Source organism: Corynebacterium intestinale, assembly GCF_023574125.1.
GTDB lineage: Bacteria > Actinomycetota > Actinomycetes > Mycobacteriales > Mycobacteriaceae > Corynebacterium > Corynebacterium hesseae.
In genome coordinates this window covers 104,618-129,538 of sequence record NZ_JAMKFF010000006.1, presented here as the reverse complement: position 1 = coordinate 129,538, position 24,921 = coordinate 104,618, and the positions used below count along the sequence as shown (strand labels likewise).

Below are 24,921 nucleotides of genomic sequence, written 5' to 3'. Positions count from 1 at the left end.
TCGCGTGGATTTAGGAGCGCCCGACCCAGCCTTTTCTTACGCCTAAGCTAGGGTTCCATTCGTTGTCGATGTGGGCTTCGTATGTGGCTGGTCGCCGCCTGGGTGGCCGCGCCGTTTGAGATCTTCTTTCGCCCAGGCAGCGCGTGGTGCTTTCTCTCCTTGGCGTCCGAAGTCTTGTTACTTGGCTAATTCCAGTGGCACTACAGGTTCTTCAGTGGGGTGCCGAACCACCGGTCTGAAGCGCCCCAAGTTTTGTCCGTCATGGATGAGCTTCAAAGTCATGCCCGGAAACAACACGTCCATATAGCTCCCACTGAGAAAACTAACCCCGACTAACCCACCCACGAGATTGACAACCTATATGGGATCCCCAGCGCAGCCGGCCAGTCGAACCCGATGAAACAAGAGGCCACCCCTCCCCTATTCGGGGGAGCACAGGGCAACATCAAACCGCCTGACGGTTGCAGGCCCCTTTTCGATACCTCATAATCCACTACAAGGTGAAAGGGACTTACCCCAGCTCACCCCACACATCACCATCTCTTCCCTGCAAAGGACACTCATGAAGTTCTCTCTTCGGAAATCTGCTATCGCAGCAGTAGTGACTGCAATAACGTGTCTGTCCCCCACCATAGCAAATGCTCAAACCCCGGCATTTCACGACTCTGTGGTGGGCGTGTCAGAAACAGGCGAGGAGCTATTCCTGCCAATTGAAACTGATAACGATGACCTCAACTCTGGCACGGCAGCAGTTGGGCTTTCCGAATTTCCAAACACGGCGACCTCCCAAGACCGCGATACCACGGTAGGGACTTACTCGATTATCGGTACCGATGATCGGCAAAAGGCGTCTCCCAACCCGGCTATCGTCCAGATCCAGCGAGACGGCTTTAACCATTGTACTGGCTGGATGATTTCACCAGATACTCTCATTACGGCTGCCCACTGCCTTTACGAAAAAGATAAGCAGCGATGGACTCCAAAGCTCATTTTCCGTCCATCAGATTGGAGCCAGTGGTCTTATACCTTTGCGTCCCAAAAGTGGGTATCCGCAAAATACCCCACTACCGGGTCTGCCGATCACGACTGGGGAGTTGTAAAGTTTGCAAAGCCGATTTCTTCCAGCTGGTTTGGAATTAAACCGAGCGATACTTCTTCCGCTTTCTCCGGGCAAAAGGCAACTGTCACCGGATTTCCAGGAGAGAAGGGGAATAGCCTGATTCGCGACTACGGACAACTGTGGACAATGAGCGGAATCCTTCAGCCAGGAACCCAAACTCGACTCTGCTATAACTTAGACACCACGGGCGGACAAAGCGGCTCGCCAGTCTATACCACAGACAACGCTGCCATCGGCATTCACACGCATGGCATCAGTCAGCTTGGCTGCCCTGAAAACAGTGCCCTACGCATCAGTCCAAGCATGCTAAATACCTTCAATGACATTAAGGAGATCCAAAACAATGCAACCACAGATCCCGGTTCCAGCTCAGGTTCAAGCTCTCATTAATAACCCCAGTAATCTTCTCGGACTCATTGGTACCGTTCTGGGCATTATTTCCCTAGTTGTTGCAATCACTGTCGGCCAAGGCCTCCCCAACGATGGGCAGACCAAGCCCAATGCAGGAGAATCAACGATTAAAGTTGTAACCTCCAGTGGTAACCCGGCAGGCGAATGTAAGCTTATTGGTCTTTCGCAGGAAAAGGTACACACGACTAATGCCAATGGCGTGTACTTCTACGCGTTGGAACCTGGTTCGCATACCATCAACGCATCTTGTTCGGGGCTTTCCAGCCTTTCCTCCGCGCGAGCGCTCGAGGGTAGTCAGGAAGTAACTGTCAATGACGAGCCGGTAATGGTAAAGATTGTTGTTAAGTAGATTGGCCCTAACTTCCTTGGTTCTAAAGAGCTAAGAGAAACACGCGTGTGCCCCCGTGAAAACTCCTCGGGGCACACGCTTTTCAATGAACCACGCCTAATTAGAGAGGGAACCGTACCTTCGTACACGCCCTTATGAGAAGCTGGCGCATTTAATGACCGCAGCAAAACAGCATTTTCAAGCAAATGAACGCTTTTAAACCTCTGTCCCAAGAGCACCAAACACTTATCTGCATGAGTCCTTGCGCGGGCAGTTGGCCGCTAACGCGTAAAGACCCCATCACCTTCAATGCACATCGCGATGATCTGTTTGAAGCTAGCCACAAGAACTGGCTTTTCCAAGTAGAAGTTGACGCAACACCACCGAGTCGTGGCGTCTCCAACTTCCCCATGTAGTACCGAGTACGCGCTAGAAAAGAAAAGAGGTTGGTGGGCTATTCGGCGTGCGGGAAGACGGAATAGTCCGCAGGTCGAGCGCCTGCAGCCACGGCTCGCTCAGCGGCCTTGAGGAAATCAGAGACAACCTTACGATCATCAAGGTTGCGGCCAGAAATGGACAAGCGCACGGTATTGCCGCGCTCAGCGGAGCGTTCTGCAGCGCGGATGATGTTGCGGCGCCACCACTTCGCCGAACCAAACCCCTCACCAAAGGACAGGTTGCGGGCTTGGTGGAGCTCGCCGGAGCGCAAATCATGGATACCTCGGGTGGAGGCGGCGAAGTCGAAGTCAAACTCGGGAAGGACGGTGAGCGTGCCTTCCGACATGCGCCAGCGCGGCGGCGCAAAGATAGTGGGCTCGAAGCCAATCTTTGCCATCTGCCGCGTTGCGCCCTTGAGGCGCAGACGCGCCTCGTGCGCATCCAAGTTCGCGAACTCCGCGCGGCGGCCCTGAACTGCTTGGTCGAAGCCGTTGAGAATGAGCACGCGACCCGACTCTGCCTGCTCACGAAGCCAAGACTGCGTAGCCGCATCCTTGGCCAAGTGCCAGTTGCCATCAATGTGCGGCGCCACCAGCAACGAGACGGGGATAGTGGCTTTATCGAGCTGCTTGAGCAGACCGGAGGCCTGGCTTCGGGTGTCATCGAAAATACTGGAAATCGAAACCAAAAGGTGGCCATGCATAAGAAAAATTATCGCACAGCCACCGCGCCGCCGCGCGCCGAGCGGGGGTAGATGCTTAAGCTTCCGCCCCCGTAGCCTGGTTAATAAGCCACGCATATTCGAATGCCGCCTGCCGCCACTTGGCGTAGCGTCCGGACACACCACCGTGGCCGGCAGCCATTTCAGTCTTGAGGAGGAACTCGCCGCCGGTGGCGACGTCACGAAGCTTGGCTATCCACTTTGCCGGCTCCACATAGAGCACGCGGGTGTCATTGAGCGAGGTCAACGCCAGGATATTCGGGTACTTCTGCGGCGCAATGTTCTCATACGGCGAGTAGGAGGCCATGTAGTCGTAGACCTCCGGGTCGTGGAAGGGGTCGCCCCATTCCTCCCACTCCACCACCGTCAGCGGCAACTCCGGCATCAGAATAGACGTCAACGGATCCACGAACGGCACGTTCGCCTCGATGGCCTTAAACCGATCTGGCGCCATGTTCGCCACCGCGCCCATGAGCAGACCACCGGCGGAACCACCCTCAGCTACCAAGGTGTCAGGCGTGGTCACCCGGCGCGCGATGAGGTCATCGGCCACTGCGATGAAGTCAGTAAACGTGTTCTTCTTCGCCAGCATCTTGCCGTCGTCGTACCAATTGCGGCCCATCTCACCACCGCCGCGAACGTGCGCCATGGCAAAAATCATGCCGCGGTCCATGAGCGACAAACGGAAGACCGAGAAGTACGGATCCATATTCGCCTCATAGGAGCCGTAGCCATACAGCAGCGTCGGGTTCGGCTGCGTGCGGTCCAGGTCCGCGCGGTGCACGATGGACACCGGTACCTTGGTCCCATCGGGAGCCTCAGACCAGACGCGATAGGCCACGTACTCATCCTTGTCATAGCCGCCCGGGACTTCCTGTTCCTTCAGCAGCGTGTACTCCCCGGTGGCCACGCGGTAATCAAAGAGCTGGGCTGGCTGGATGAAGGAGGTGTAGCTCACGCGCAGCACCGGCGCGTCCCACTCCGGGTTGCCGGCCACGCCAACGGTGTAGAGCTCCTCGTTGAAGTGAAGCTCGTCGAAGCGCGCCCAACCTTGGCGCACATCCATCACCGCCGCACGGCCGATGCCGCCGCGGCGATAGCCCACGACGATCTGGTCACGGTAGCAATCCACGCCCTCTATGCGCACGGTGTCATCATGCGACATGAGGACGGTGAGTTCGCGCAGCGCCGGCAGCTCTGCAGAAACCGGACAGTAGCCGAGCTCAAAGTTGGGGCCGATGGCATTGTGCGTGACCACCCAATAATCGGTCCCTGCCACCACGGCGTGGTCGACGTCGTAGTCCACTCCGGACTCGCGCGCCCACAAACAGCGGAACTCACCCTCCGGGTTGTCCTGCTCGAGTACCCATGCCTCACTCGTCATCTTCGAGCTCGACACGATCATGATGTACTTCTCGCTGCGGGTCGTACCCACACCGATGCCGAAACGCGAATCCTCCTCGCGCATGACCACGACGTCCTCCGACTGCGGGGTGCCCACGCGATGGCGCCACACCGTATCCGGGCGCCACGCATCATCCACGGTGGTGTAGAAGATGAACTCCTCCCCCACCCACGTTGCACCGTAGAAGATACCTTCCAGGCGGTCCTCCAACAGCTCGCCCGTGCGCAGGTCCTTGATGAAGAGCTCAAAGCGCTCATCACCGGCCACGTCGACCGAATAGGCCAACAGGTCACCGGAATCGCTCACCGTGGACGCACCCAGAGCGAAGAAGTCGTGGCCTTCGGCGAGCGCGTTGACGTCGAGAAGCACCTGCTCCCCTTCCGGTGCCCCCGTCTCCGGGATGGTCGGCGGGGTCCACGGATCGGAGCCTTCCGACACCGGGATGCGGCAGCTATAGCCGTACTCCTTGCCCTCCTCGGTACGGCCGTAGTACCAGTACTTGCCGCGACGCTGGGGCACGGACATGTCCGTCTGCTTGATGCGGGACTTGACCTCGGTAAAGATGTTCTCCGTCAAGGTGTCCAGGTGTGCGGTGCGCTCTTGGGTATAGGCGTTTTCGGCCTCGAGGTATTCGCGGGTCTCCGGGGCGTCTTTCTCACGCAGCCACTCGTAGTTATCGACGAAACTGCGGCCGTGGAACTCTCGCGTGATGGGGCGCTTGGCAGCAATCGGTGCGTTCATTCAGCCTCCTTAAAAGGTGGTTCCGGACAGGCGCTCAAAGGCCTCAACATAGCGCGCGCGGGTGGCCTGGACAACGTCGTCCGGCAAGCGCGGCGGCGTGGACTCCTTGTCCCAGCCGGAATTAGTGAGCCAATCGCGCACGTACTGCTTATCGAAGGAAGGCTGGACCTTGCCTTCCTCATAGGTGTCGGCCGGCCAGTAGCGCGAGGAGTCCGGGGTGAGGACTTCATCGGCCAGCACCAGGGTGCCGTGCTTATCGACGCCAAACTCAAACTTCGTATCCGCCAAAATAATGCCCTTCTCCTCCGCCAACGCGGCGGCCGTGGCGTAGATGCGCAGGGTGGCATCGCGCAGCTCCTCGGCGCGTTCGCGGCCGAGCTTGTCCACGACGACGTCGAAGGAGACGTTCTCATCGTGCTCGCCCTGCTCCGCCTTGGTGGCTGGGGTGAAGATGGGCTCGGGCAGGCGGGAAGCCTCGGTCAGACCCTCGGGCAGCTCGACTCCGCACACGCTGCCGGATGCCTTGTACTCCTTGAGCCCGGAGCCGGTGAGGTAGCCGCGGGCGACGCACTCGAAGGGCAGCATGTCGAGCTTCTGCACGACCATTGAGCGACCGAGGACTTCCTCGGGGATGCGCTCATCATCGAGCGGTCCGGCCAGGTGGTTGGGGAAGTCGATGGCGTCGAAGAAGAACTTCGACGTCGCCGTGAGCACGCGGCCCTTGTCGGGGATGGCCGGCTCGAGGGCGTGGTCATAGGCGGAAATACGGTCGGAGACCACCATGAGCAGGGTTTTGTCATCGATTTCGTAGATATCGCGCACCTTGCCGGAGGCGATGTGGGCATAGGAAGAAAGTTCTGGACGCATGACATACATTCTAGACCCGTCTAGACTGCTTCAAGATACATCCCAATCCCGAGGAGCTAAGCCCGTGCACTCTCGCCTGACCTCCCTTTTGACCTCCGCTGCGCTGGTGGGCGCCGCCCTGTCTGTGCCCGCTGCGCACGCAGCCGACATCTCCGTGCGCGAGTCCGCCCACGGACAGTGGCTGTGCACGATGTCGGCGTCCTCCACGGATCGCGCACTAGCCCGCGATGTCCGGGCGGGCTACATCAACACCATCCGCACGACCTCGGAGAAGATTCAAGCGCAGTTCCCGAAGCTGGACTTCTCCGCGTACACCTCGCGCGATATCAGCAAGGCGCCGGGCTACGCGGCGACGGTGGCCGCGCTGGGCAAGGCCGGCTACACGGGCGCGGATATGGTCATCATCATGGTCGGCGCGTCCGCCCCGGAGGACCTGGTGGAGGATGAATCGGTGCTGTTGCCGGGGGATACGGAGTACTCCATCAATGCGGCGAAGTCCCGGACTGAGAAGGGCCCGGCGCCGTTGTTGTCTACGGGTAGCGATTTCAGCCCCAAGCTGCGCGCCGCTCTGGCAGAAAACCAGGCGCAGGAAAAGGAGGCGGTCGAGGCCTTCAACGCAGCGCAGGTGCAGTCCTTTGCCGAGTGCGTGGAAGAGCTGCGCAGCCGCGGTGCGCAGGAGGGCATCCAGCCGGTGCCAGAGCTACCCATTCCGGGCAAGACGACGCAGCAGCAAACCTCGTCCACGGGTGCTACGGTTCTCGGCATCATGGCGGTGCTCACCGCTCTGATGATCGGCGGCTACCTTGCTACCAACGGCGAATCCCTCGGCGGCTTCGAGCTGCCGGTTCTGCGCATCCCCGGGATGGCCTAGGAGCTAATGCCGGGTGAGCCCGTCGACCGATGGGAGGTCGTTTCGATCAAATAGGGGCTAGAAAATTGAAGATCTGGCACCCTTAGTTGATCGAAACGTACCGCCAAGGGTGAAACTAGAGGATTTCACCCGGCGTGTAGGCGGCGGCCTGCGGGTGCTGGTCAGCAATCGCCTTGATGCGGCCCAGAATCTGGCTCACCTGCGATTCGGCAGCGCCGATGAAGGCGTGCTTGTCTGACAGCGCGGCCTCGAGGGCGGCGGCATCGAGCGGCAGGCGCTCGTCGGCAGCCAGGCGCTCAATCAGATCCTGCTCCCCGCCATTCTCACGCATGTTGAGCGCCACGGCGACGGCGTTTTCCTTGATGACCTCGTGCGCGGTTTCGCGGCCCACGCCCGCGCGCACCGCCGCCATGAGGATGCGGGTGGTGGCAAGGAAGGGCAGGTAACGCTCCAGTTCGCGGTCGATCATCGCCGGGAAGGCACCGAATTCCGCGAGCACGGTGAGGAAGGTTTCAAACATACCGTCAATGGCGAAGAAGGCATCCGGCAGTGCCACGCGGCGGACCACCGAGCAGAACACGTCGCCCTCGTTCCACTGCTGGCCAGACAGATCCGCCACCATGGTGAGGTAGCCGCGCAGGATTACCTGGAAACCGCACACGCGCTCGCAGGAGCGGGCGTTCATCTTGTGCGGCATCGCGGAGGAGCCGACCTGGCCTTCCTTGAATCCTTCAGTCACGGTCTCGTTGCCGGCCATCAGGCGGATGGTCGTGGCCAGCGAGGAGGGCGCAGCACCCAGTTCAACGAGCGCAGACACAGCGTCGAAGTCGAGGGAGCGCGGGTAAACCTGGCCCACCGAGTTGAATACGCGGGAGAAGCCCAGGTGATCCGCAATGCGCGTCTCCAGCGCGGCAAGCTTGTCCTCGGAGCCTCCCATGAGGTCGAGCATGTCCTGCGAGGTGCCCATCGGGCCCTTGATGCCGCGCAGCGGGTAGCGGCTCAACAGGGATTCCACGCGCTCGATGCCGAGCAGGAGCTCGTCGGCAGCCGAGGCGAAGCGCTTGCCCAAGGTCGTCGCCTGCGCAGCAACGTTGTGGGAGCGGCCTGCCATCACCAGCGTCTGGTACTGCGCGGCGTGCTCACCAATGCGCGAGACCACCGCGATGGCCTTATTGCGCACCAGCTCCAAGGAACGCAGAATCTGCAGCTGCTCGACGTTTTCCGTCAGGTCACGCGAGGTCATTCCCTTGTGGATGTGCTCGCAGCCGGCCAGGGCGTTGAATTCCTCGATGCGTGCCTTGACGTCGTGACGCGTGACGCGCTCACGCTGGGCAATCGAGGCAAGGTCCACGTTCTCTACCTGCGCCTCATAGGCGGCGATGGCCTGGGCGGGAATATCGACGCCGAGATCCTTCTGCGCCTTCATCACCGCGATCCACAGCTGGCGCTCCAGAATGATCTTGTGTTCTGGAGACCAGATTTCAGCCATCTCTGGGGAGGCGTATCGAGCGGACAGGACGTTGGAAATGTTCTTCTTTTCAGCCACGTCGCTCATTATTCCACGCCTCGCCCCAAAGGAGGCATTATCAGCGGATTAGATGCTGATCTGACCCTTTTCCGCTGGCAACGCAATGTCCTTGCGGAAGAAGCTACCCTCCAGCTTGATGCCGTCGAGCACCTCGTAGGCAGCGGCGCGGGCGTCGGCCAGAGTAGCGCCGCGGCCGAGGACGTTGAGGACACGACCACCGTTGGATACGTATCCGCCCTCCCCCGTGGTGGTGCCAGCGTGGAGGACGCGGGCGGGATCATCAAGATCCGGCGAGGTGATCGGATCACCCTTGCGCGGGGAAGCTGGGTAGCCCTCGGCGGCCAGCACCACGGTAACGGCGTAGCCATCCTCCCACTCCAGCGGCGCAAGTGATGCCAGCCGCCCGGTCGCAGTGGCGTGCAGGACCTCTCCCAGCGGGGACTTCAGCAGAGCGAGCACCGCCTGCGTTTCCGGATCACCGAAACGGCAATTGAATTCGACGACGGCCGGGCCTTCCTTGCCCCAGGCCAGTCCCGCATACAGCAGCCCGGTGTACGGTGTGCCGCGCTTGACCATTTCCTTGACCACGGGGACGCAGACTTCGTCGACGATGCGCTGGGTACCGTCGGCAGGCAGCCACGGCAGCGGGGTGTAGGCGCCCATGCCGCCGGTGTTGGGGCCTTCATCGTTGTCATAGGCACGCTTGTGGTCCTGCGCCGGCAGCAGCGGCACGACGGTCTCACCATCCACGAGGCAGAACAGGGAGACCTCGGGGCCGTCGAGGAAGGACTCGAGCAGCACCGGGTTGCCGGCTGCATGGACGGCGTCGACGTGCGCGCGGGCTTCCTCGCGGGATTCGGTCACCACCACGCCCTTGCCGCCGGCTAGGCCATCGTCCTTGACCACGAAGTGCGGGCCGAAGCGGTCGAGCGCGGCCTCGATGTCCGCATCACTTGTGCCGGGGGCGAGCTGCTCCGCGCGGGCGGTGCGCACGCCGGCGGCCGCCATGACGTCCTTGGCAAAGGCCTTGGAACCCTCGATTTGCGCCGCGCTTGCCGACGGCCCGAAGACCGCAATGCCGCGCTCACGCAGTGCATCCGCGACGCCTTTTACCAGCGGCACCTCCGGCCCGATGACGACGAGGTCAGCGGCGATGTCCACGGCGAGTTCAACCATGCGCGCAGGATCATCCACCTGGGAATACTCCGGGTGGACGGTCGCCTGCTTCGCATGGGCCGGGGAGCCCGGTGCGATGTGCAGATCGGTAACAGTGGGGTCAGCTTTCAGGCCAGTGAGCAGGGCGTGTTCGCGGCCGCCCGAACCGATAACGAGAATGCGCATGCCGTCTATCTTAACTGGCGGTAGCCTAGGGGCCATGTCTTCCGTATTTACAAAGATCATCGAGGGCGAGCTGCCTGCTCGCTTTGTCTACCGCGACGAGAAGTGCGTGGCATTTTTGTCCATCGAGCCGCTGCGCTACGGCCACACCTTGGTGGTGCCGGTCGAGGAAGTAGATAAGTGGACTGACCTCGATCCTGAAACCTGGGCACACCTCAACGCCATCGCTCTGGAGATCGGTGGCGCCATCAAGACGGCCTTCGACACCCCACGTACCGGATACATCATCGCCGGCTTCGACGTTCCCCACACCCACATCCACCTCTTCCCCACCGAGAAAATGGAAGACTACGACTTTGCCAAGGCCTTCGCTGCCGACGCCACCGACCCCGCCGCCATGGACGAGGCCGCCGCGCGTATCCGCCAGCACCTCGGCACGGATGAGGACGGCCGCCGCGACAACTAAGAGCTGACTGCTGCCTTTTGGCAGCTAGACACTAGCTGCCGCCTTGGGCAGCTGGACGGTAAACACCGAGCCGCTGCCCAGCTCCGAATCCACGGAAATCGAACCGCCGTGCTGCTCCACCAGAGACTTCACAATGGCCAAGCCCAGGCCCGAGCCACCCGTATCGCGGGTTCGTGAGGTATCAGCACGGTAAAAGCGCTCAAAGATGTGGGCTGCATCTTCGGGGGAGATGCCCTTGCCGTCATCGGCAACGTCGATAAGCACGTGCTCCTCGTCATCCCGCAACGTCAGCGTCACCGACGCCTCGTCGCCGCCGTGGCGGATGCCGTTGGACACCAAGTTAAGCAATACCTGGTGCAGACGGTCCGGGTCTCCGTTGACCATCGGAATCTCGGAGGCTTCGTTGTTGACGTCGATGGTGCGGCCTGGAAAAGCCGCGCGCGCCGAAGAGCCCACAGAGAGCACGAGCTCCAACATGTCGACCTCACGCATGTCGAGGCGCGAACCCTCCGCGCGCGTCAGGGCCAGCAGATCCTCCACCAACAGCGACATGCGCTTCGACTCAGCATCGATCTTGCTGAAGACAAACTCCGCGTCCTGGGTAGCCCCCGAGCGGTACAGCTCCGTGTAGCCGCGCAGGCTGGTCAGCGGGGTGCGAAGCTCGTGGGAGGCATCGCCGACGAAGCGGCGCATCTGTTGCTCCTTCTCCTGCGCATGGAGCACGGAGTTTTGCAATTGTGTCAACATGACGTTGAGCGCTGCGGCGAGCTGCCCCACCTCGGTGTGCAGCGGCCACTCAGGAACGCGTTTATCCAGGTTGCCGGCCGCGATTTGGGAGGCCGTTTTCTCCACCACGCGTAGCGGACGCAAGGCTCTGTGGATGAGCCACATGCCCACCAACGCGATGATGAGCATGACCAACGCCGCGATAATGACCTGGACTATGGCCAGGCCTTTAAGGATGGAGTTCTCCGTCGTCATATCTTTGGCCACGACGACCACGGAACCATCCGATTTGAGCTTCGCCACGGCCCGCCATTCGGTTTCGCCTTTAACCGAGCTGACGCTCGTGGGCTCGCCGCCGACGACCACCGAGCGGGCATCCGGCAACGCCGCCATCGGCCGCGTGGTCACCACGGAGCCATCGGGATAATACGCCAGTGCTACATAGTCCGTCGGGGGCCGGCGGCTTCCGTCCTGCGGGGTATAGAAGGCCGCGTCGAGGTTGCTGGCCCAGGAGCTCATCGCGTCATTGAGCTCAGTGTCCACGCGCGTGTAGAGAACGTTGCGCATAATCGATGACACCGCCAAGGAGGACATCGCAAGGCCCAGGCCCGAAACCAGAACCATGAGGACGAGCAGCCATGTGCGCAGGGGCAATGCTTTAGGGCGTTGCATGCGCCGGCGCAGGGCGCCATTACGCACTAGCGTGGTCCCGGAATCCGAGCCCTGAGTGTTCGCGGGGGATTCGCTCATAGTGGATGAGCCTACGTGCGCGGCGTACGCAGCACATAACCAACGCCGCGGACGGTGTGGATCAGCGGTGTATCGCCGGTATCAATCTTGCGGCGCAGGTAGGAGATGTAGGACTCGACCACGTTGCCATCGCCGCCGAAATCGTAGTGCCAGACGTTGTCCAAAATCTTGGACTTGGACAACACCACCTCGCGGTTCTGCATGAGGTAGCGCAGCAGGTTGAACTCGGTGGGTGAAAGCTCCACGATCTCCCCGGCCTTGGTGACCTCGTGGGTGTCATCGTTGAGAGTGAGGTCGGCATAGGTCATGGTGGCGCTGCCATCCTGATCATCCACCGCATTGCCGCGGCGCAGGATCACGCGCAGGCGAGTGATGACCTCCTCCAGGCTGAAGGGCTTGGTGACGTAATCATCCGCACCGATGGTCAAGCCATGGATGCGCTGATCCACGCTGTCCTTGGCGGTGAGGTAAAGGACGGGGCCGTCGAGGCCTTCTGCGCGCAGCTTGCCCAGCAGCTCAAAACCGTCCATGCCCGGCATCATGACGTCCATGATGTAGGCGTCGGGATTGATCTCACGCGCAATGCGCAGAGCCTCGTTGCCGGAGTTGGCGCTGTGTACATCGAAGCCTTGAAACTTCAGGGAGACAGTAAGTAGTTCAACGATATTGGGCTCGTCATCGACGACAAGTACCTTGACGTCCTTTGAATCATCCATGGTCCCGCTTTGGTCCTTTCTCCGCTGTTCCTATGACTAGGTGGCGTGGGGGTTTCTCATTCAAAGTGAGAAGTATTGCACTACGCCTTCCCAGGGTACTGAGCGGAGTCTGGACGTGCGCTGTGAACACATTAGTCCCACACGAGATTATCCAGATCTAGCCCTTCTGCCTGGGCTTGAGCCTCGATCAGCTGGCGCAGGTAGTCGGCGTTGCCACGGTAAGTCTCATCGAAGCGCGGATCCTCGCAATACATGCGCGCCAGGAGCACTTGCTTGGACCTCGATACCGGGTACCACTGGGCGATGAGGGCACGGTGCTTGTCGACGATCTCCTTCGCCTCCTCGCTGCCTGCCTTGAGTCCCGCCTTCGCGGCCTCCTCTAGCTCGGCCGCAAAGTGTTCATGCTCCACGGAGAATTCCTCCCAGTCCTTCTTTCCCATCGATTCCGCGACGGCCGCACTGGCCGCCCACTCTGTGCTGTCTCCCCACTTCTCGTGGGCTTCTTCCTGCAATTGGGGCCATGCGTCACCCAGGTTGCGCATTTTTTGGCTGGGGCTTAGGTTCTTATCCATTTCAGTCTCCTCAATTAGTCTTTCCACTGCGTACAACATGGCATCGACGTCGGCTCGCCGCTTCTGCAAAGCCTCGTGTTGGGCACGGAGGCGGGCCAGGGTGGCGGAGGAAGGGGCATCGAGAAGCACTGCGATGTCCTTCAGTTCAATTCCCACGCTGCGATAAATCAGGATGTCCATCCCGCGTTGCACGTCATCTTCGGTGTACAGGCGGTGATCACCCCCAGTGCGCCACTGTGGGCTGAGCAGCCCAATGTCATCCCAGTGCCGCAACGTGCGGGTGGTGACTTTGAGGATTTCGGCAACGTCGCCGATGCTGTAGTCGTTACGCATGCCGTTGAGCCTAAAAGTTGACGTCGCGTTAAGTGCAACTCCTGCCACTCAGCACATGTTTTTGCCTACGATAATGAAGCATGACTCACGCCTCGACACGCACTGACCGCCTCACCGTGGCTGCTTGGGCCCTGTGGGACTGGGGTTCGGCAGCTTTCAACGCGGTTCTCGTGACGTTTATTTTCTCGGTCTACCTCACCGACTCGGTGGGCCAGCAGATTGATTCGCAGTTCACACCGGCACAATGGTTGTCGTGGTCCATGACGGTGGCGGGGCTTGTGATTTTTGCGGTCACCCCCGTGATGGGCCAGCGCTCTGACCGGCTGGGCACGCGGCGGCGCGCGCTGGGTTTCTGGTCCCTGCTGACGTTCTTGGTCATGGCTAGCTTATTCTTCATCCGCAATGATGCGCCCGCGTATTTCTGGCTCGGGCTTATCGGCCTGGCGGTAGGTTCGGTGACCATCCAATTCGCCGAAGTCAATTACTTTGCCCAGCTCAATCAAGTGGCCTCCGAGGACAAGGTGGGGCGGGTATCCGGCTTGGGATGGTCGGCGGGCTATTTCGGCGGCATCGCGCTGCTGCTCATCTGCTATTTCGGATTCGTCTCCGGCGAGGGCGGCGCACTAGGGCTAAACACGGAGGGCGGCTGGAATATCCGGCTCGTAGCGTTGCTTTCAGCAGCGTGGTTTGGGTTGTCTGCCATTCCTGTGTTGCTGCGTGTGCCGGAGATTGCGCCGTCGGGTGAATCGACGGGTGGTGTGGCGGCGTCTTACCGCGAGCTGTGGCGCACGGTGGTGACGCTGTGGCGGGAGGACCGCAATGCCTTTGCTTTCCTCTTCGCTTCGGCCATTTTCCGCGATGGGCTCTCGGCCGTATTCAGCTTCGGGGCGGTGCTGGGGGTGTCCGTCTATGGATTGTCTCCCGGTGACGTGCTCATCTTCGGCGTTGCCGCCAACGTTGCGGCCGCGCTCGGCGCGGTGGCGGGCGGGCTGATCGACGACCACGTGGGCCCCAAAGCCATCATCCTCACCTGCCTGGCTATCTTGACGCTCATGGCCGGCATCATGTTCGTGGCGCAGGGGCCGACGGCCTTCTGGATCTGCGGACTCATCTTGTGCCTATGTGTGGGACCAGCCCAGGCTTCCGCCCGCGGTTTCTTGGCGCGCGTTGCCCCGCCAGGGCGCGAAGGCGAGATGTTCGGCCTCTACGCCACGACCGGGCGGGCCGTGGCGTGGTTGACGCCTTTCCTGTTCGGTGTCTTCGTCTCACTGTTGGGCCAAGGCGACCGGGGAGGCGTGCTCGCCATTGGGCTGGTCCTGCTCGTAGGAGCCCTCGTGCTCATCCCGGTCAAAGACCCCGCCAAGGTGTGAGCTCCTTCGACGTAGCCCCCTTTTAATGTGTGGCGCTTAACGCCGGCACATTAAAAGTCCTGCGGGCGCGGAATGTTGCGCAGGTTGGACTTCGCCATGGTAAGCATCTGGCCCACGCCGCCGCCGAAGACGGTGCGGGTTGCCGCCTTGGAGAAGCCGAGCAGCTGCTCAAAGGTCAGTGTGGGTGGCAGGGAGAGGGCGTTGGGGTCGGTGACGACGTCGATAAGCGCAGGCCCGTCGTAGGCCAAAGCCTCCTTGATGAGGCGCGGCGCTTCCTTCGGGTCCTCGATGCGGAAGTGCTTGATGCCCGCACCCTCCGCAATCTTGGCGTAGTTGACGTGCTCGTGGTCGGTCTCGTGCTCCGGGAGGCCCTGGACCAGCATCTCCAGCTTGACCATGCCGAGGGAAGAGTTATTGAACACGAACATCTTCACCGGCAGGTTGTGCAGCTTCACTGTGAGCAGCTCGCCCATGAGCATGGACAGACCGCCGTCGCCGGAGAACGTAATGACCTGGCGGCCCGGGTTCGCCGCCTGCGCGCCGAGGGCCATCGGCAGAGCATTGGCCATGGTGCCGTGGCGGAAGGAACCAATCTGCTCGCGCTGACCATTCGGGGTGATGTAGCGCGCGCCCCAGACATTGCACATGCCGGTATCGACGGTGAAGATGGCGTCCTCATCGGCCTGCTGATCGATGAGGTCCGCGATGTACTCCGGGTGGATCGGGGTGTGCTTCTCCACGTCAGAGGTATAGGCCTCGACGACGTGATTCAGCTTGTCGTAGTGCTTCTTGAGCATCTTGTCCAGGAAGGAGCGGTCCTTCTTCTCCTCCACGTGCGGCAGGATGTTCTCGATGGTGGCGGCGACGTCACCGGTCACCGGGTACTTGATGCGGGTGCGGCGGCCGATGTGGGAGCCGTCGATGTCAACCTGCGCCACGTTGGCATCCGGCAGGAAGTCGTTGTAGGGGAAATCCGTGCCCAGCAGGATGAGCAGGTCTGCTTCGTGGGTGGCCTCGTGGGCTGCACCGTAGCCGAGCAGGCCGGACATGCCGACGTCGAAGGGGTTGTCGTACTGGATGTACATCTTGCCACCCAAGGCGTGGCCGATGGGGGCCTTGATCTTTTCGGCGAGCGCGAGGACCTGCTCGCGGGTATTCTTCACGCCGGCACCCACGAAGAGTGCGACGGTTTTGGCCTCATTGATGGCCTGGGTCAACGCGGCGGCCTCGGCAGGATCCGGGAAGACGACCGGGCTGCCGGCGGAAATAACAGAGGAGGTGAAGGTATCATCCTCGGCCTCCTGCGTGGAGACATCGCCCGGGATAACGAGGACGGACACGCCCTTGCCCGCCATGGTGCTCTGGATGGCGTGGTGCAAGACCACGGCACCTTGGTCAGCGGAGTTCACCATCTCGCAGTAGCTTGAGCACTCTTGGAAGATGGCCTCCGGGTGGGTCTCCTGGAAGAACTTCGAGCCGATCTGGCGAGACGGGATGTGGCTGGCTAGGGCGAGAACCTTGGCGCCGTTGCGGTGGGCGTCGTAAAGCCCCTGAATAAGGTGCGTATTTCCCGGGCCGCAGGAGGCGGCGCACACGGCAAGGTTGCCGGTGGTGAGGGAATCGGCCTCCGCGGCAAACGCTGCGGCCTCCTCGTTGCGAACGTGAACCCACTCGATGGAGGACTTCCGCACTGCGTCCACGATGGGGTTGAGGGAATCGCCGACGAGGCCGTAGATGCGTTTCACACCCTGGGCTTCCAAGGTTTCTACTAATTGTGTGGCGTAATTGCGTGCCATGATTTACCTCTCTAACTTTTGCCATTAACGGCCCCCAGTGTTCCCCCTTTAAGGCGCGTTTCGCCACCATAAAGCTGACTTCTCACGTCCTAGAAACTTTGTGACTGCGACAACAACTCGACCTTCTAAGCTTTGAAACTGTAACGACCGTTCGCTATAGTTTCGAACCATGTCAGACCTCCACGTGAAAGCCTCCGCCGAATCCCTCCGCGCCTCCGCTACGCGCCGGTGGACCTTTTTTGGCGTCATTTCCCTGGGCCTGCTCATGATCGGCTTAGACAACTCAATCCTCTACACCGCGCTACCGGTGCTCTCCGATCAGCTCCACGCCACCTCGCTGCAGCAGCTGTGGATCATCAACGCCTACGCGCTCATGCTGGCCGGCCTCCTGCTGGGAACCGGCACGTTGGGCGATAAAATCGGGCACCGCCGAATGTTCGTCATCGGCCTGTGGATCTTCGGCATCGCATCACTGGCCGCGGCGCTCGCGCCCGGCGCATGGGAATTAGCCGCGGCTCGCGCCTTTTTGGGCCTCGGGGCCTCCATCATGATGCCCGCAACCCTCGCTCTCATCCGGTTGACCTTTGAGGATGAGATTGAGCGCAATACAGCCATCGGCATTTGGGGCTCCATCGCCGTCGTGGGTGCGGCGGCCGGCCCCACGGTGGGTGGCTTCTTGCTGGAGCATTTTTGGTGGGGCTCGGTCTTCTTGGTCAACGTGCCCATCGTTATCATCGCGCTCATCCTCACGGCCTTCCTCGCCCCGCCGAATATGGCGAACCCGGCGAAGCACTGGGATTTCCTCTCCTCGCTGTATGCGCTCATCACGCTGGCTTCGCTGATACTCGTCATCAAGTCGGTGGCCAGCGCCCACCTCAACGCCATGCTCATTGGCGGCGCGCTAGCCGCCTGCCTCATCGGCGCCATCCTCTTCACCCGCCGCCAGCACAAGCTGGAGGAACCACTCCTCACCTTCGATATTTTCCGCTCCCCCATCTTCAGCGGCGGCGTCTTGGCTGCAGCGGGCGCCATGTTTGGCATGGCGGGACTAGAGATGACCACAACGCAGAAGCTCCAGCTGGTGGACCTGTATTCCCCGCTTCATGCCGGGCTCATCATTTCCCTCATCGCGCTGGCGGCGCTGCCAATGTCCGCGTTGGGTGGTGCCAACCTCCACCGTTGGGGTTTCTTGCCGATTATCGCCGGTGGCTTCCTCTTCATGGCGGCGGGCATCGGCTGCGTGGTGTGGGGCGGCACGCACGACATCTTCCCCGCATACCTGGCGGGCCTATTCATCACCGGAATCGGCGCGGGGCTTGTCATGTCAGTCTCCTCCACCGCCATCATCGGCGCCGCCCCCGCCTCGCGCTCCGGCATGGCCGCCGGCGTAGAGGAGGTCTCCTATGAATTCGGCACGCTGCTCTCGATTGCGATCACCGGTTCCGTACTCCCCATGGTGTACAAGAGCGGTCTGCCCGAAGACGTCCAAGACCTAGGCATGGAAGCGCTCCACAACCCGGCGCTCGCGGAGGTTGCCGGCCCCGCCTATACCGACGCTTACCTGGCCACCGCCGCCGGACTCGGCGTAGTCATGCTCGTCTTCGCCGCGGTCACCGGCTGGTGCTTCCGCACCAACCCCACGTCAGGAGGTGCCGATGCCTCGCACTAGTAAAAAGGTCGAAGCGCTCGACATGGCACTCACCATCATCGAGAAGGACGGCGTCCACGCGCTCACTTATGATTCCTTGGCCACGGCCACGGGCATGAGCAAGTCTGGGCTCATCTACCACTTCCCCACCCGGCACCAGCTGCTCATAGACTGCCATTCGTTGTGCGCGGAGCGCTGGGAGGAGGAGCTTATCGAGCTCTCCGACGGCAAGACGGCCGAGGAATTAAGCCCGCGCCAGCGCTACCGTGCCGCGTTGGAATCAATGGGCAAGAATGATCCGCTCATTGAGCTGCTGATGTCCATCCACGCGCAGTCCCATCCGGATTTTCAGAAGGTATGGAGGGATGTCGACGAGCGCTGGATCCCCGATCCCGCCACGGAGGATGAATCCGTGGCGCTCGCGATGGTGATTGCGAACGGCCTGTGGGTCCACGACCATCTCACCGAACGCCCCCTGTCACCACAGCGACGCCGGGCGCTTATCGACGTCGCCCTAGGCCACCTCGCCGACTAAGAAAAATGGGCCTTTAAAAAGGCCCTCTTAGAGCTGGAGACGAGACTTGAACTCGCAACCTACGCATTACAAGTGCGTTGCGCTACCGATTGCGCCACTCCAGCACCGCGGCTAATCCGCTAGAGGGCATCGTACCTGAGACCACCCCCTGGAAGGAAAGCCAGGGGGCTTGCGCTGCGAAAAAGCGGGTGCGAGGACCTCGAAAAGCACTGGCAGGTGCATAAATCGGCGGCAGTTACTAAAGTGCTGACTTACCGAACCCAGAAGTGTTGATGAGGTCTTTCTTTTCCGTGTCTGTTCTTTCTTCCTTGCGCCAGCGCCTGCTGTACCGTTCGGCCCCCGTCGCCACCATTGACGCCGCGAAGGCCGCACCACCGCCCTCCCCTCTTGCCCCGGTCGATCTCACTGACCCGGCCCAGGTCACGGGCGTCATGGAAATCGCCGCGCGCGTCGGCGAAATCCTGATTGCGGCTGGCTCCGCCAATACTGACGTCCAGGCGCAGATTCACCTCGTCGCATCCTCTTATGGTCTGCACTACTGTCACGTGTCCATCCTGATGAACACGATCACTATCCACACGGCTATTGGCACGGGTCCAGACCGGCGCAACCTCCACGTCTTCCGCGTGGCGCCGAGCATCGCTGTGGACTTCACCAAGCTGTCCGCCGTCGACCGCCTCATCCGCTCCATCCACTCCGGTGCCACGCCGCCGGCCATGGCGGAGAAGGTCCTGGATGATATCGACGCGATGAAAAACCCCTATTCCACGACCACCATCGTCAGCGCCTGGGGCGCCATGGGTGGGTTTATCGCCGTCATGCTCGGTGGTGATCTCCTCGTCGGCGTCATCACGTTCCTCATTTCGGCGCTCATCATGGGCACGAACATGTTCCTGGCCGGCTACCGCTTGCCGCCCTTCTATCAGAACCTCGTCGGTGGCTTGCTTGCCGTTGTCCCCGCGGCCATTCTCTACAACGTCTTCGCGGGTTTTGGTATCCACATTCTGCCTTCCCAGATCATCGGTTCGGGCATCATCGTGCTGGTGGCGGGACTGACCTTGGTGCAGTGCCTGGTGGACGGCATCACGCGCGCCCCCGTAACCTCCTCCGCCAAGTTCTTCGAGGCCCTCATGTCCACCGGCGCCATCATCGCCGGCGTGGGCCTGGGTATCCAGGTTGCCTCATGGGTGGGCTTTAGCCTGCCGCCGCTGGCGACGCTCGCGCCACCCGTCTATCACCAGATCCCGCTTCTGGTGCTGTGCGGCGGAATCGGCTCCGCCGCCTTCGCGTTGGCCTTGGGGGCTTCGTGGTCGGAGGTCACCATCTCCGGGCTCACGGCGGCCGCCGGTATGGTTTTCTACTACTTCCTCGTCGTCTTTTTCGGCGTTGGCGCTGTCGTGGCCTCCGGATTCTCGGCCGTGGCGGTAGGCCTCGCGGGTGGTCTCCTTTCCCGCCGCTACATGATGCCACCGCTCATCACCATGATCGTGGGCTATACCCCCATGCTGCCGGGCCTGACCTTGTACCGCGGCATGTATGCCATGCTCAATGAACAGCTCATCACCGGCCTCACCAACCTGGCCAGTGCGCTTGCCATTTCCGGCGCGCTCGCCGCCGGCGTGGTCTTTGGTGAGCGCGTCGCCCGCCGCCTGCGCCGCCCGCAGTACTTCCGGCCTTATACCGCCTTCAAGCGCCTGGGAACCTTTTCCTTTTCGCGGGCCACCCGTTTGGCGCAGCGAGCACGCATCCCCCGCGTCCCCATGTCCCCCTTCGCACCGCGCCACAACCTGCCGGCCCCGCCGCCGCAGTATGGCCCCAAGCCACCGACGCCCGCGCAGCAGGCGCGCTTCCAGCAGGGTGATGCCGTCACGGACATGTGGCCCGTCACCACGGAGTTTCCAGCCCAGCGCCCCACCTACACGGTGCCCGGCAAAAATGACCCGAGCGCCCCATCTGCGTCGCAATAGCGTAGAATAGCCGGTCTGAAAGCTTTCACACTTCATCCCAGGAGGACTCCGTGCCACCAAAGGTCACAGATACTCAGCCAGCGGCTGACCAGACTCATGCAGTAGAGGAAGAGACCGCCCGCTCCGCGCGCCGCGTCGTTGCCACCTATGCGGAGGATTTCCTTGACGGCGTGACTCTTATGTCGATGCTGGGCGTCGAACCGGAAGGCTTGGTGCACCGCAAGGTCTTGGCCGAGCAAGCCGATGCTGCTCCGAAGAAGTCCAGCAAGAAGTCAACGAAGAAGGCCTCCAAGAAGTCCAGCAAGAAGGCGACCAAGAAGGCTACGAAGAAAGCCTCAAAGAAGGCGACTAAGAAGAGCACCAAGAAGTCGACGAAGAAGGCGTCTAAAAAGTCCGCGAAGAAGGCCTAGCTATGTCCGGGCGCAGCAATAGCTTCGTAGTCGTGGCCAACCGCCTGCCGGTGGACCTCGAGACCTCCGCCGACGGCACCCGCGAATGGAAGGCCTCCCCCGGCGGTCTCGTCACCGCGCTTTCCCCCGTCTTGGAAGAACACCAGGGCTGCTGGGTGGGGTGGCCGGGCGTGGCCGACGAGGCACCTGAGCCTTTCACCACCGACAACGGCGTCCTGCTTCACCCGGTACGCCTCACGCAAGAGGATTATGAAGCCTTCTACGAGGGCTTTTCCAATGCCACCCTGTGGCCGCTCTACCACGACCTCATCGTCACCCCCGTCTACAACCGCGATTGGTGGGACGCTTACCGCGAGGTCAACCTACGTTTTGCCAACGAGGTAGCGGCTGTCGCCGCGGAGAATGCCACGGTATGGGTGCAGGACTATCAGCTGCAGCTCGTGCCCGGCATCCTGCGCCAGCTGCGCCCCGATCTCACCATCGGCTTCTTCCTCCACATCCCCTTCCCCTCCCCGGATCTCTTCCGCCAGCTGCCGTGGCGTGAGGAGTTGGTGCGGGGGCTTCTCGACGCCAACCTGATCGGCTTCCACCTCGAGTCCAACGCCCGCAATTTCCTAGAGCTCGCCCGCGCCCAGGGCCTGAAGGTCGAAGGTGAAGTGAGCACCCGCGCGGTCACCGCGCGCATCGTGACCAGTAGTGGGCATTCCGTCGGAATCGGCGCCTTCCCCATCTCCATTGCGGCGGGTGAGTTCGCTGAAGGCGGTGATGCGGGGGACATCGCCCAGCTGCGTGCGGAGTTGGGTAACCCCACGCACGTCATTTTGGGAGTCGACCGCCTCGACTACACAAAGGGCATCCTGCAGCGTCTTACTGCCTTCGAGGAGCTCCTCGAAACCGGGGCGCTGGGCCCAGACGAGGTGACCTTTGTGCAGCTGGCCACGCCCTCACGCGAACGCATCGACCATTACCGCGCTACGCGCTCGAAGGTGGAGGAAGCCGTAGGCCGCATCAATGGGCGCTTCGGGCGCCTCGGTGCGCCGGTGGTGCACTACCAGCACAGCTCCGTTCCGAAGGAGGTCCTGCGCCGCTACTACAGGCTCGCGGACATCATGCTGGTCACGCCCTTCAAGGATGGAATGAACCTCGTAGCCAAGGAATACGTGGCCTCGCACGGCGATGGCTCCGGCGCGCTCGTACTCTCCGAGTTCGCGGGCGCGGCGGCAGAGCTTACCCAAGCTAACCTGTGCAACCCCTTCGACATCGAATCCATCAAGCGCGCCCTGCTCTCCGCGGTTAAGGCACTGGAGGAATCACCTGAGACCATGCGCGAGCGCATGACTGCCATGAATGAGCAGGTGCGCCAGCATGATATCGCTTTGTGGTCGCAGTCCTTCCTCGGCGCGTTGGATCAGGAGGAAGCATGATGCGGCGCCGCCCCGCCGCAGCGCTCACCGCTGTGCTCGCCTCGGCGCTGCTCGCAAGTGGCCTCACCGGGTGCAGCTCCGCGGATGAGGAGCCCACACCGCGCGGCGATGATCGCATCGTGGGCAAGGATTGGCAGGTCATCAATCTTTATACCTCCCCGGACGCGCCATCCTCCCTCCCCGCCGATACCGCGCAGGTGCCGCACATGAGCTTCGGTGAGCACACTGCCGTGGGCTCGACCGGCTGCGTCCCCTTCACCGCCGAGGTCTCCTTCCACAAAGGGAACAAGGCCTCCACGATCTGGGAGGGTGACGTGATGAGGGTAGAAAAAGCCACCTACGAGAGCCCACCGAACGGTGAAGACTGCGAGGGCTCGGTCAGGTGGGCCGATTCGCTGATGCGCAACCTCATCACCGAAGGCCATGAATTCGACTTTGCGCTCAACCCCAACAACCAACTGGTGTTGACGCTGCGCACCGATAAGGTGGATTCACCGATCATCCGCATGTCCTCGCTCTAGCGCCGAAATTTTCAGCGCTAGGGTGGGAAGCATGATTGATGCTCTCGCCTCCGCCGAACACCTCGCGGTTGTGTCCGACTTTGATGGCACCCTAGCTGGCTTCGCCCGCAACGCCTATGACGTGCGCCCAGAGCAGCGCTCGCTCGATGCCTTGGCTTCCCTTGCGGCGCTCCCGCGCACCACCGCCGCAGTACTCTCTGGCCGGCACCTCGAGGGCCTGAAGCGAGTGTGCCCATTGCGCGAACCGGTGCTCTTTGGCGGTTCCCATGGAGCCGAATCCTCGTGGGAGGAATCCTCCTTAAGCCCAGAGATAAAAGCCCATCTGGCCAAGAAGGAAGAAGAGCTGAAGGAGATCATCGCCCGCCACCCCGGCGCGGAGCTAGAGGTTAAACCCTTCCAGCGCGTGCTGCACCTGCGCGCACTAGAGCTGCAAGACCCGGACGCCGCGGCCGCCGCCTATGCGGAAGGGGCAGCGTTAAGCGCCGATGGCTTCCCCAAGACAGAAGGCAAATGCGTCGTCGAGTTCTCCGCAACGCAGGCCACGAAAGGCACGTGGATTGAGAAGCTTCGCCAGCGCGTCGGCGCCACAGCGGTGGTCTTCTTAGGGGATGACACCACCGACGAAGACGGCTTCGCCGTGCTCAACCAGCCGCCGGACCTCGGCGTCAAGGTAGGCGAGGGCGCAACGCAGGCAGCGCTTCGCCTACCAGATATCGCGGCGGTGACGGAGTTCCTCGAAGAACTCGCGTCCGCCCGCGCGCAGCACAGCTCTTAAGCCCCAGCCGGGGCCACTGTGCGCCCGGGGTGGAAAGACGTCGAAAGCAACGTGCGCAGCGCACCACCGTCGCCCTCAATGAGGCCCGCCAACATGCGCCCGGCCGCCGCCCCCTTCTCCTTATTCGGTTGCACGACGGTGCTCAGCCCCAGCGCTAGGGCCGGCGCGATGCCGTCGAATCCGGTGATGGAAAGCTGCTCCGGAACAGCGATTCCATGATCGCGGGCATAAGCTATCACCCCGAGCGCCATCGAGTCCGTCGTGCACAGCACCGCGGTGAGTTCGGGGTGGGCGCTCAGCAACTCTTCGGCTGCCGCATAGGCGGTGCGCGGATCGTTGATGTGGCGCGTCACCACGGGGATATCTGAAGGATCGAGGCCCGCCTGCGCGAAGACGTCCAGCGCCCCCAGTACGCGCGAGCGCTGGACGTGCATGTCCGCCGCGGCGAGCTGTTCGGCCGTCACTTCGCCATCAAGGCGCTCACGGTGCAAGCGGATGGTGAGGATGCCGATGCGGGTATGGGAGGTGTCGACAAGCGCCTGCGCCGCCGGGGCGATCGCGGCGCGGTCGTCGATGCCCACGAAGGGCAGGCCCGAATCCGTGGGCTGGTCACAGACCACCACCGGCAGGCCGCGGCGGCGCACGGCCTCCAGATAAGCATCGCCCGCCGCCACGGAATAGACCACGAAGCCGTCAACCGCCGCCGAGCCCACGAGCTGTGCCGCTTGGGCATCGTTGGGGGCGCCCACGGTATCCGGGCCGGCGGGGATCAAGGTAAGGGTCGTGCTCGCCCCTGCTGAAGCCTCCGCCATCCCGGCGAGGAAGTCCACAGAAGCCATGTCCTCGAAGGCATAGGACAGGTGCTCGGTGAGCAGGACCCCCAGCGACCCCTGGCGGCGCGTGCGCAGGCTGCGCGCGGTGGGATCCGGGCCGGTGTACCCGCGCTCTGCCGCGGCGGCGAGGATGCGCTCGCGGGTGGCAGGCGCCAGCTGGTCCGGGCGGTTATACGCGTTGGACACCGTGGTGGGCGAAACCCCGAGTTCGGCAGCCAGGGAGGCCAGCGTCGTGCTGCGTTTGGACATGACGGTAACACTACCCGTTTTCAGCTCATTATCATTTGACAACAATTTTCACTAAAGCGTAG

22 protein-coding genes, 1 tRNA gene and 1 pseudogene are annotated in these 24,921 nt (G+C 61.9%); 12 read left to right on the top strand and 12 right to left on the bottom strand.

Translation table 11 applies throughout. From position 1 onward, the window contains the following. Window positions 1–10: 10 nt before the first annotated feature. Window positions 11–216 (bottom strand): annotated as a pseudogene (locus M5J06_RS08170) (IS256-like element ISCau1 family transposase); the annotation flags it as partial. 346 nt (window positions 217–562) lie between these two features. Between M5J06_RS08170 and M5J06_RS08165 the strand changes: the two are divergent. Further along, window positions 563–1,510, top strand: coding sequence for a trypsin-like serine peptidase (locus M5J06_RS08165; protein ID WP_250224393.1), 948 nt, complete (start codon window positions 563–565; stop codon window positions 1,508–1,510). Continuing rightward, window positions 1,464–1,880 carry a hypothetical protein gene (locus M5J06_RS08160; protein ID WP_250224392.1) on the top strand — a complete coding sequence of 139 codons (417 nt, stop codon included), beginning with the start codon at window positions 1,464–1,466 and terminating at the stop codon, window positions 1,878–1,880. Before M5J06_RS08165 ends, M5J06_RS08160 begins: the two co-directional genes overlap by 47 nt. Window positions 1,881–2,313: 433 nt before the next feature. Here the strand turns inward: M5J06_RS08160 and M5J06_RS08155 are convergent, their stop codons facing one another. The 3 genes from M5J06_RS08155 to M5J06_RS08145 are packed head-to-tail and all read right to left on the bottom strand — an operon-like array spanning window position 2,314 to window position 6,031. Next, complete coding sequence (locus tag M5J06_RS08155) at window positions 2,314–3,000, bottom strand: DUF2334 domain-containing protein (protein ID WP_250224391.1); 687 nt, start codon at window positions 2,998–3,000, stop codon at window positions 2,314–2,316. 55 nt (window positions 3,001–3,055) lie between these two features. After that, window positions 3,056–5,164: a S9 family peptidase gene (locus M5J06_RS08150; RefSeq protein WP_250224390.1), complete on the bottom strand. Its 2,109-nt coding sequence runs from the start codon at window positions 5,162–5,164 to the stop codon at window positions 3,056–3,058. A 9-nt stretch (window positions 5,165–5,173) separates the two neighbouring features. Next, on the bottom strand, window positions 5,174–6,031 hold the full coding sequence (locus M5J06_RS08145) for a phosphoribosylaminoimidazolesuccinocarboxamide synthase (protein ID WP_250224389.1): 858 nt from the start codon (window positions 6,029–6,031) through the stop codon (window positions 5,174–5,176). A gap of 64 nt (window positions 6,032–6,095) precedes the next feature. Between M5J06_RS08145 and M5J06_RS08140 the strand changes: the two genes are divergently transcribed. Continuing rightward, a complete protein-coding gene (locus M5J06_RS08140) occupies window positions 6,096–6,902 on the top strand; it encodes a serine/threonine protein kinase (protein WP_250224388.1) in 807 nt (268 codons plus the stop codon). 115 nt (window positions 6,903–7,017) lie between these two features. Here the strand turns inward: M5J06_RS08140 and purB are convergent, their stop codons facing one another. Then, window positions 7,018–8,457 (bottom strand): adenylosuccinate lyase, encoded by a 1,440-nt coding sequence (gene purB / locus M5J06_RS08135; protein WP_070532348.1) that lies wholly within the window; start codon window positions 8,455–8,457, stop codon window positions 7,018–7,020. A 39-nt stretch (window positions 8,458–8,496) separates the two neighbouring features. Further along, window positions 8,497–9,771 (bottom strand): phosphoribosylamine--glycine ligase, encoded by a 1,275-nt coding sequence (purD, locus tag M5J06_RS08130; protein WP_250224387.1) that lies wholly within the window; start codon window positions 9,769–9,771, stop codon window positions 8,497–8,499. A gap of 34 nt (window positions 9,772–9,805) precedes the next feature. Here purD and M5J06_RS08125 point away from each other — a divergent pair, with 34 nt between their 5' ends. Further along, on the top strand, window positions 9,806–10,234 hold the full coding sequence (locus M5J06_RS08125; protein WP_154762511.1) for an HIT family protein: 429 nt from the start codon (window positions 9,806–9,808) through the stop codon (window positions 10,232–10,234). Window positions 10,235–10,258: 24 nt separating this feature from the next. Here the strand turns inward: M5J06_RS08125 and M5J06_RS08120 are convergent, their stop codons facing one another. From M5J06_RS08120 to M5J06_RS08110, 3 genes are all read right to left on the bottom strand, one after another. Next, entirely contained in the window at window positions 10,259–11,710 is a 1,452-nt protein-coding gene (locus M5J06_RS08120) for a sensor histidine kinase (RefSeq protein WP_250224386.1), read from the bottom strand. An 11-nt stretch (window positions 11,711–11,721) separates the two neighbouring features. Beyond that, a complete protein-coding gene (locus tag M5J06_RS08115; RefSeq protein WP_070522860.1) occupies window positions 11,722–12,426 on the bottom strand; it encodes a response regulator transcription factor in 705 nt (234 codons plus the stop codon). 131 nt (window positions 12,427–12,557) lie between these two features. Next, window positions 12,558–13,331: a MerR family transcriptional regulator gene (locus M5J06_RS08110; RefSeq protein ID WP_250224384.1), complete on the bottom strand. Its 774-nt coding sequence runs from the start codon at window positions 13,329–13,331 to the stop codon at window positions 12,558–12,560. Between the two features lie 80 nt (window positions 13,332–13,411). On the opposite strand from M5J06_RS08110, the gene M5J06_RS08105 reads away from it, so the two are divergent. Continuing rightward, complete coding sequence (locus M5J06_RS08105) at window positions 13,412–14,701, top strand: MFS transporter (RefSeq protein WP_070532335.1); 1,290 nt, start codon at window positions 13,412–13,414, stop codon at window positions 14,699–14,701. 50 nt (window positions 14,702–14,751) lie between these two features. On the opposite strand, the gene M5J06_RS08100 is transcribed toward M5J06_RS08105, so the two are convergent. Then, window positions 14,752–16,497, bottom strand: a complete 1,746-nt coding sequence (locus M5J06_RS08100; RefSeq protein ID WP_250224383.1) for a pyruvate dehydrogenase — start codon at window positions 16,495–16,497, stop codon at window positions 14,752–14,754. Window positions 16,498–16,666: 169 nt separating this feature from the next. Between M5J06_RS08100 and M5J06_RS08095 the strand changes: the two genes are divergently transcribed. Both M5J06_RS08095 and M5J06_RS08090 read left to right on the top strand, forming a co-directional pair. Next, the gene (locus M5J06_RS08095; RefSeq protein WP_143335114.1) at window positions 16,667–18,166 is read left to right on the top strand and encodes an MFS transporter; all 1,500 of its coding nucleotides are present in this window, start codon (window positions 16,667–16,669) and stop codon (window positions 18,164–18,166) included. Continuing rightward, complete coding sequence (locus M5J06_RS08090) at window positions 18,153–18,680, top strand: TetR/AcrR family transcriptional regulator (protein WP_250224382.1); 528 nt, start codon at window positions 18,153–18,155, stop codon at window positions 18,678–18,680. The genes M5J06_RS08095 and M5J06_RS08090 overlap by 14 nt, the downstream gene beginning before the upstream one ends. Before the next feature lie 31 nt (window positions 18,681–18,711). Here M5J06_RS08090 and M5J06_RS08085 read toward each other — a convergent pair. Next, a tRNA-Thr gene (locus tag M5J06_RS08085) sits at window positions 18,712–18,784 on the bottom strand. Between the two features lie 186 nt (window positions 18,785–18,970). Here M5J06_RS08085 and thrE point away from each other — a divergent pair. From thrE to otsB, 5 genes are read left to right on the top strand one after another with little or no spacing between them, the layout of a single operon-like run. Next, window positions 18,971–20,647: a threonine/serine exporter ThrE gene (gene thrE, locus M5J06_RS08080; RefSeq protein ID WP_250224381.1), complete on the top strand. Its 1,677-nt coding sequence runs from the start codon at window positions 18,971–18,973 to the stop codon at window positions 20,645–20,647. Between the two features lie 50 nt (window positions 20,648–20,697). Then, a complete protein-coding gene (locus M5J06_RS08075) occupies window positions 20,698–21,057 on the top strand; it encodes a hypothetical protein (protein WP_070522844.1) in 360 nt (119 codons plus the stop codon). Window positions 21,058–21,059: 2 nt separating this feature from the next. Further along, the gene (locus M5J06_RS08070; protein ID WP_250224380.1) at window positions 21,060–22,481 is read left to right on the top strand and encodes an alpha,alpha-trehalose-phosphate synthase (UDP-forming); all 1,422 of its coding nucleotides are present in this window, start codon (window positions 21,060–21,062) and stop codon (window positions 22,479–22,481) included. Continuing rightward, complete coding sequence (locus M5J06_RS08065) at window positions 22,478–23,002, top strand: hypothetical protein (protein ID WP_250224379.1); 525 nt, start codon at window positions 22,478–22,480, stop codon at window positions 23,000–23,002. The genes M5J06_RS08070 and M5J06_RS08065 overlap by 4 nt, the downstream gene beginning before the upstream one ends. Before the next feature lie 31 nt (window positions 23,003–23,033). Next, complete coding sequence (gene otsB, locus M5J06_RS08060) at window positions 23,034–23,777, top strand: trehalose-phosphatase (protein ID WP_154736943.1); 744 nt, start codon at window positions 23,034–23,036, stop codon at window positions 23,775–23,777. Here otsB and M5J06_RS08055 read toward each other — a convergent pair. Further along, the gene (locus M5J06_RS08055; protein WP_250224378.1) at window positions 23,774–24,859 is read right to left on the bottom strand and encodes a LacI family DNA-binding transcriptional regulator; all 1,086 of its coding nucleotides are present in this window, start codon (window positions 24,857–24,859) and stop codon (window positions 23,774–23,776) included. The genes otsB and M5J06_RS08055 overlap by 4 nt on opposite strands. Between the last annotated feature and the right edge of the window lie 62 nt (window positions 24,860–24,921).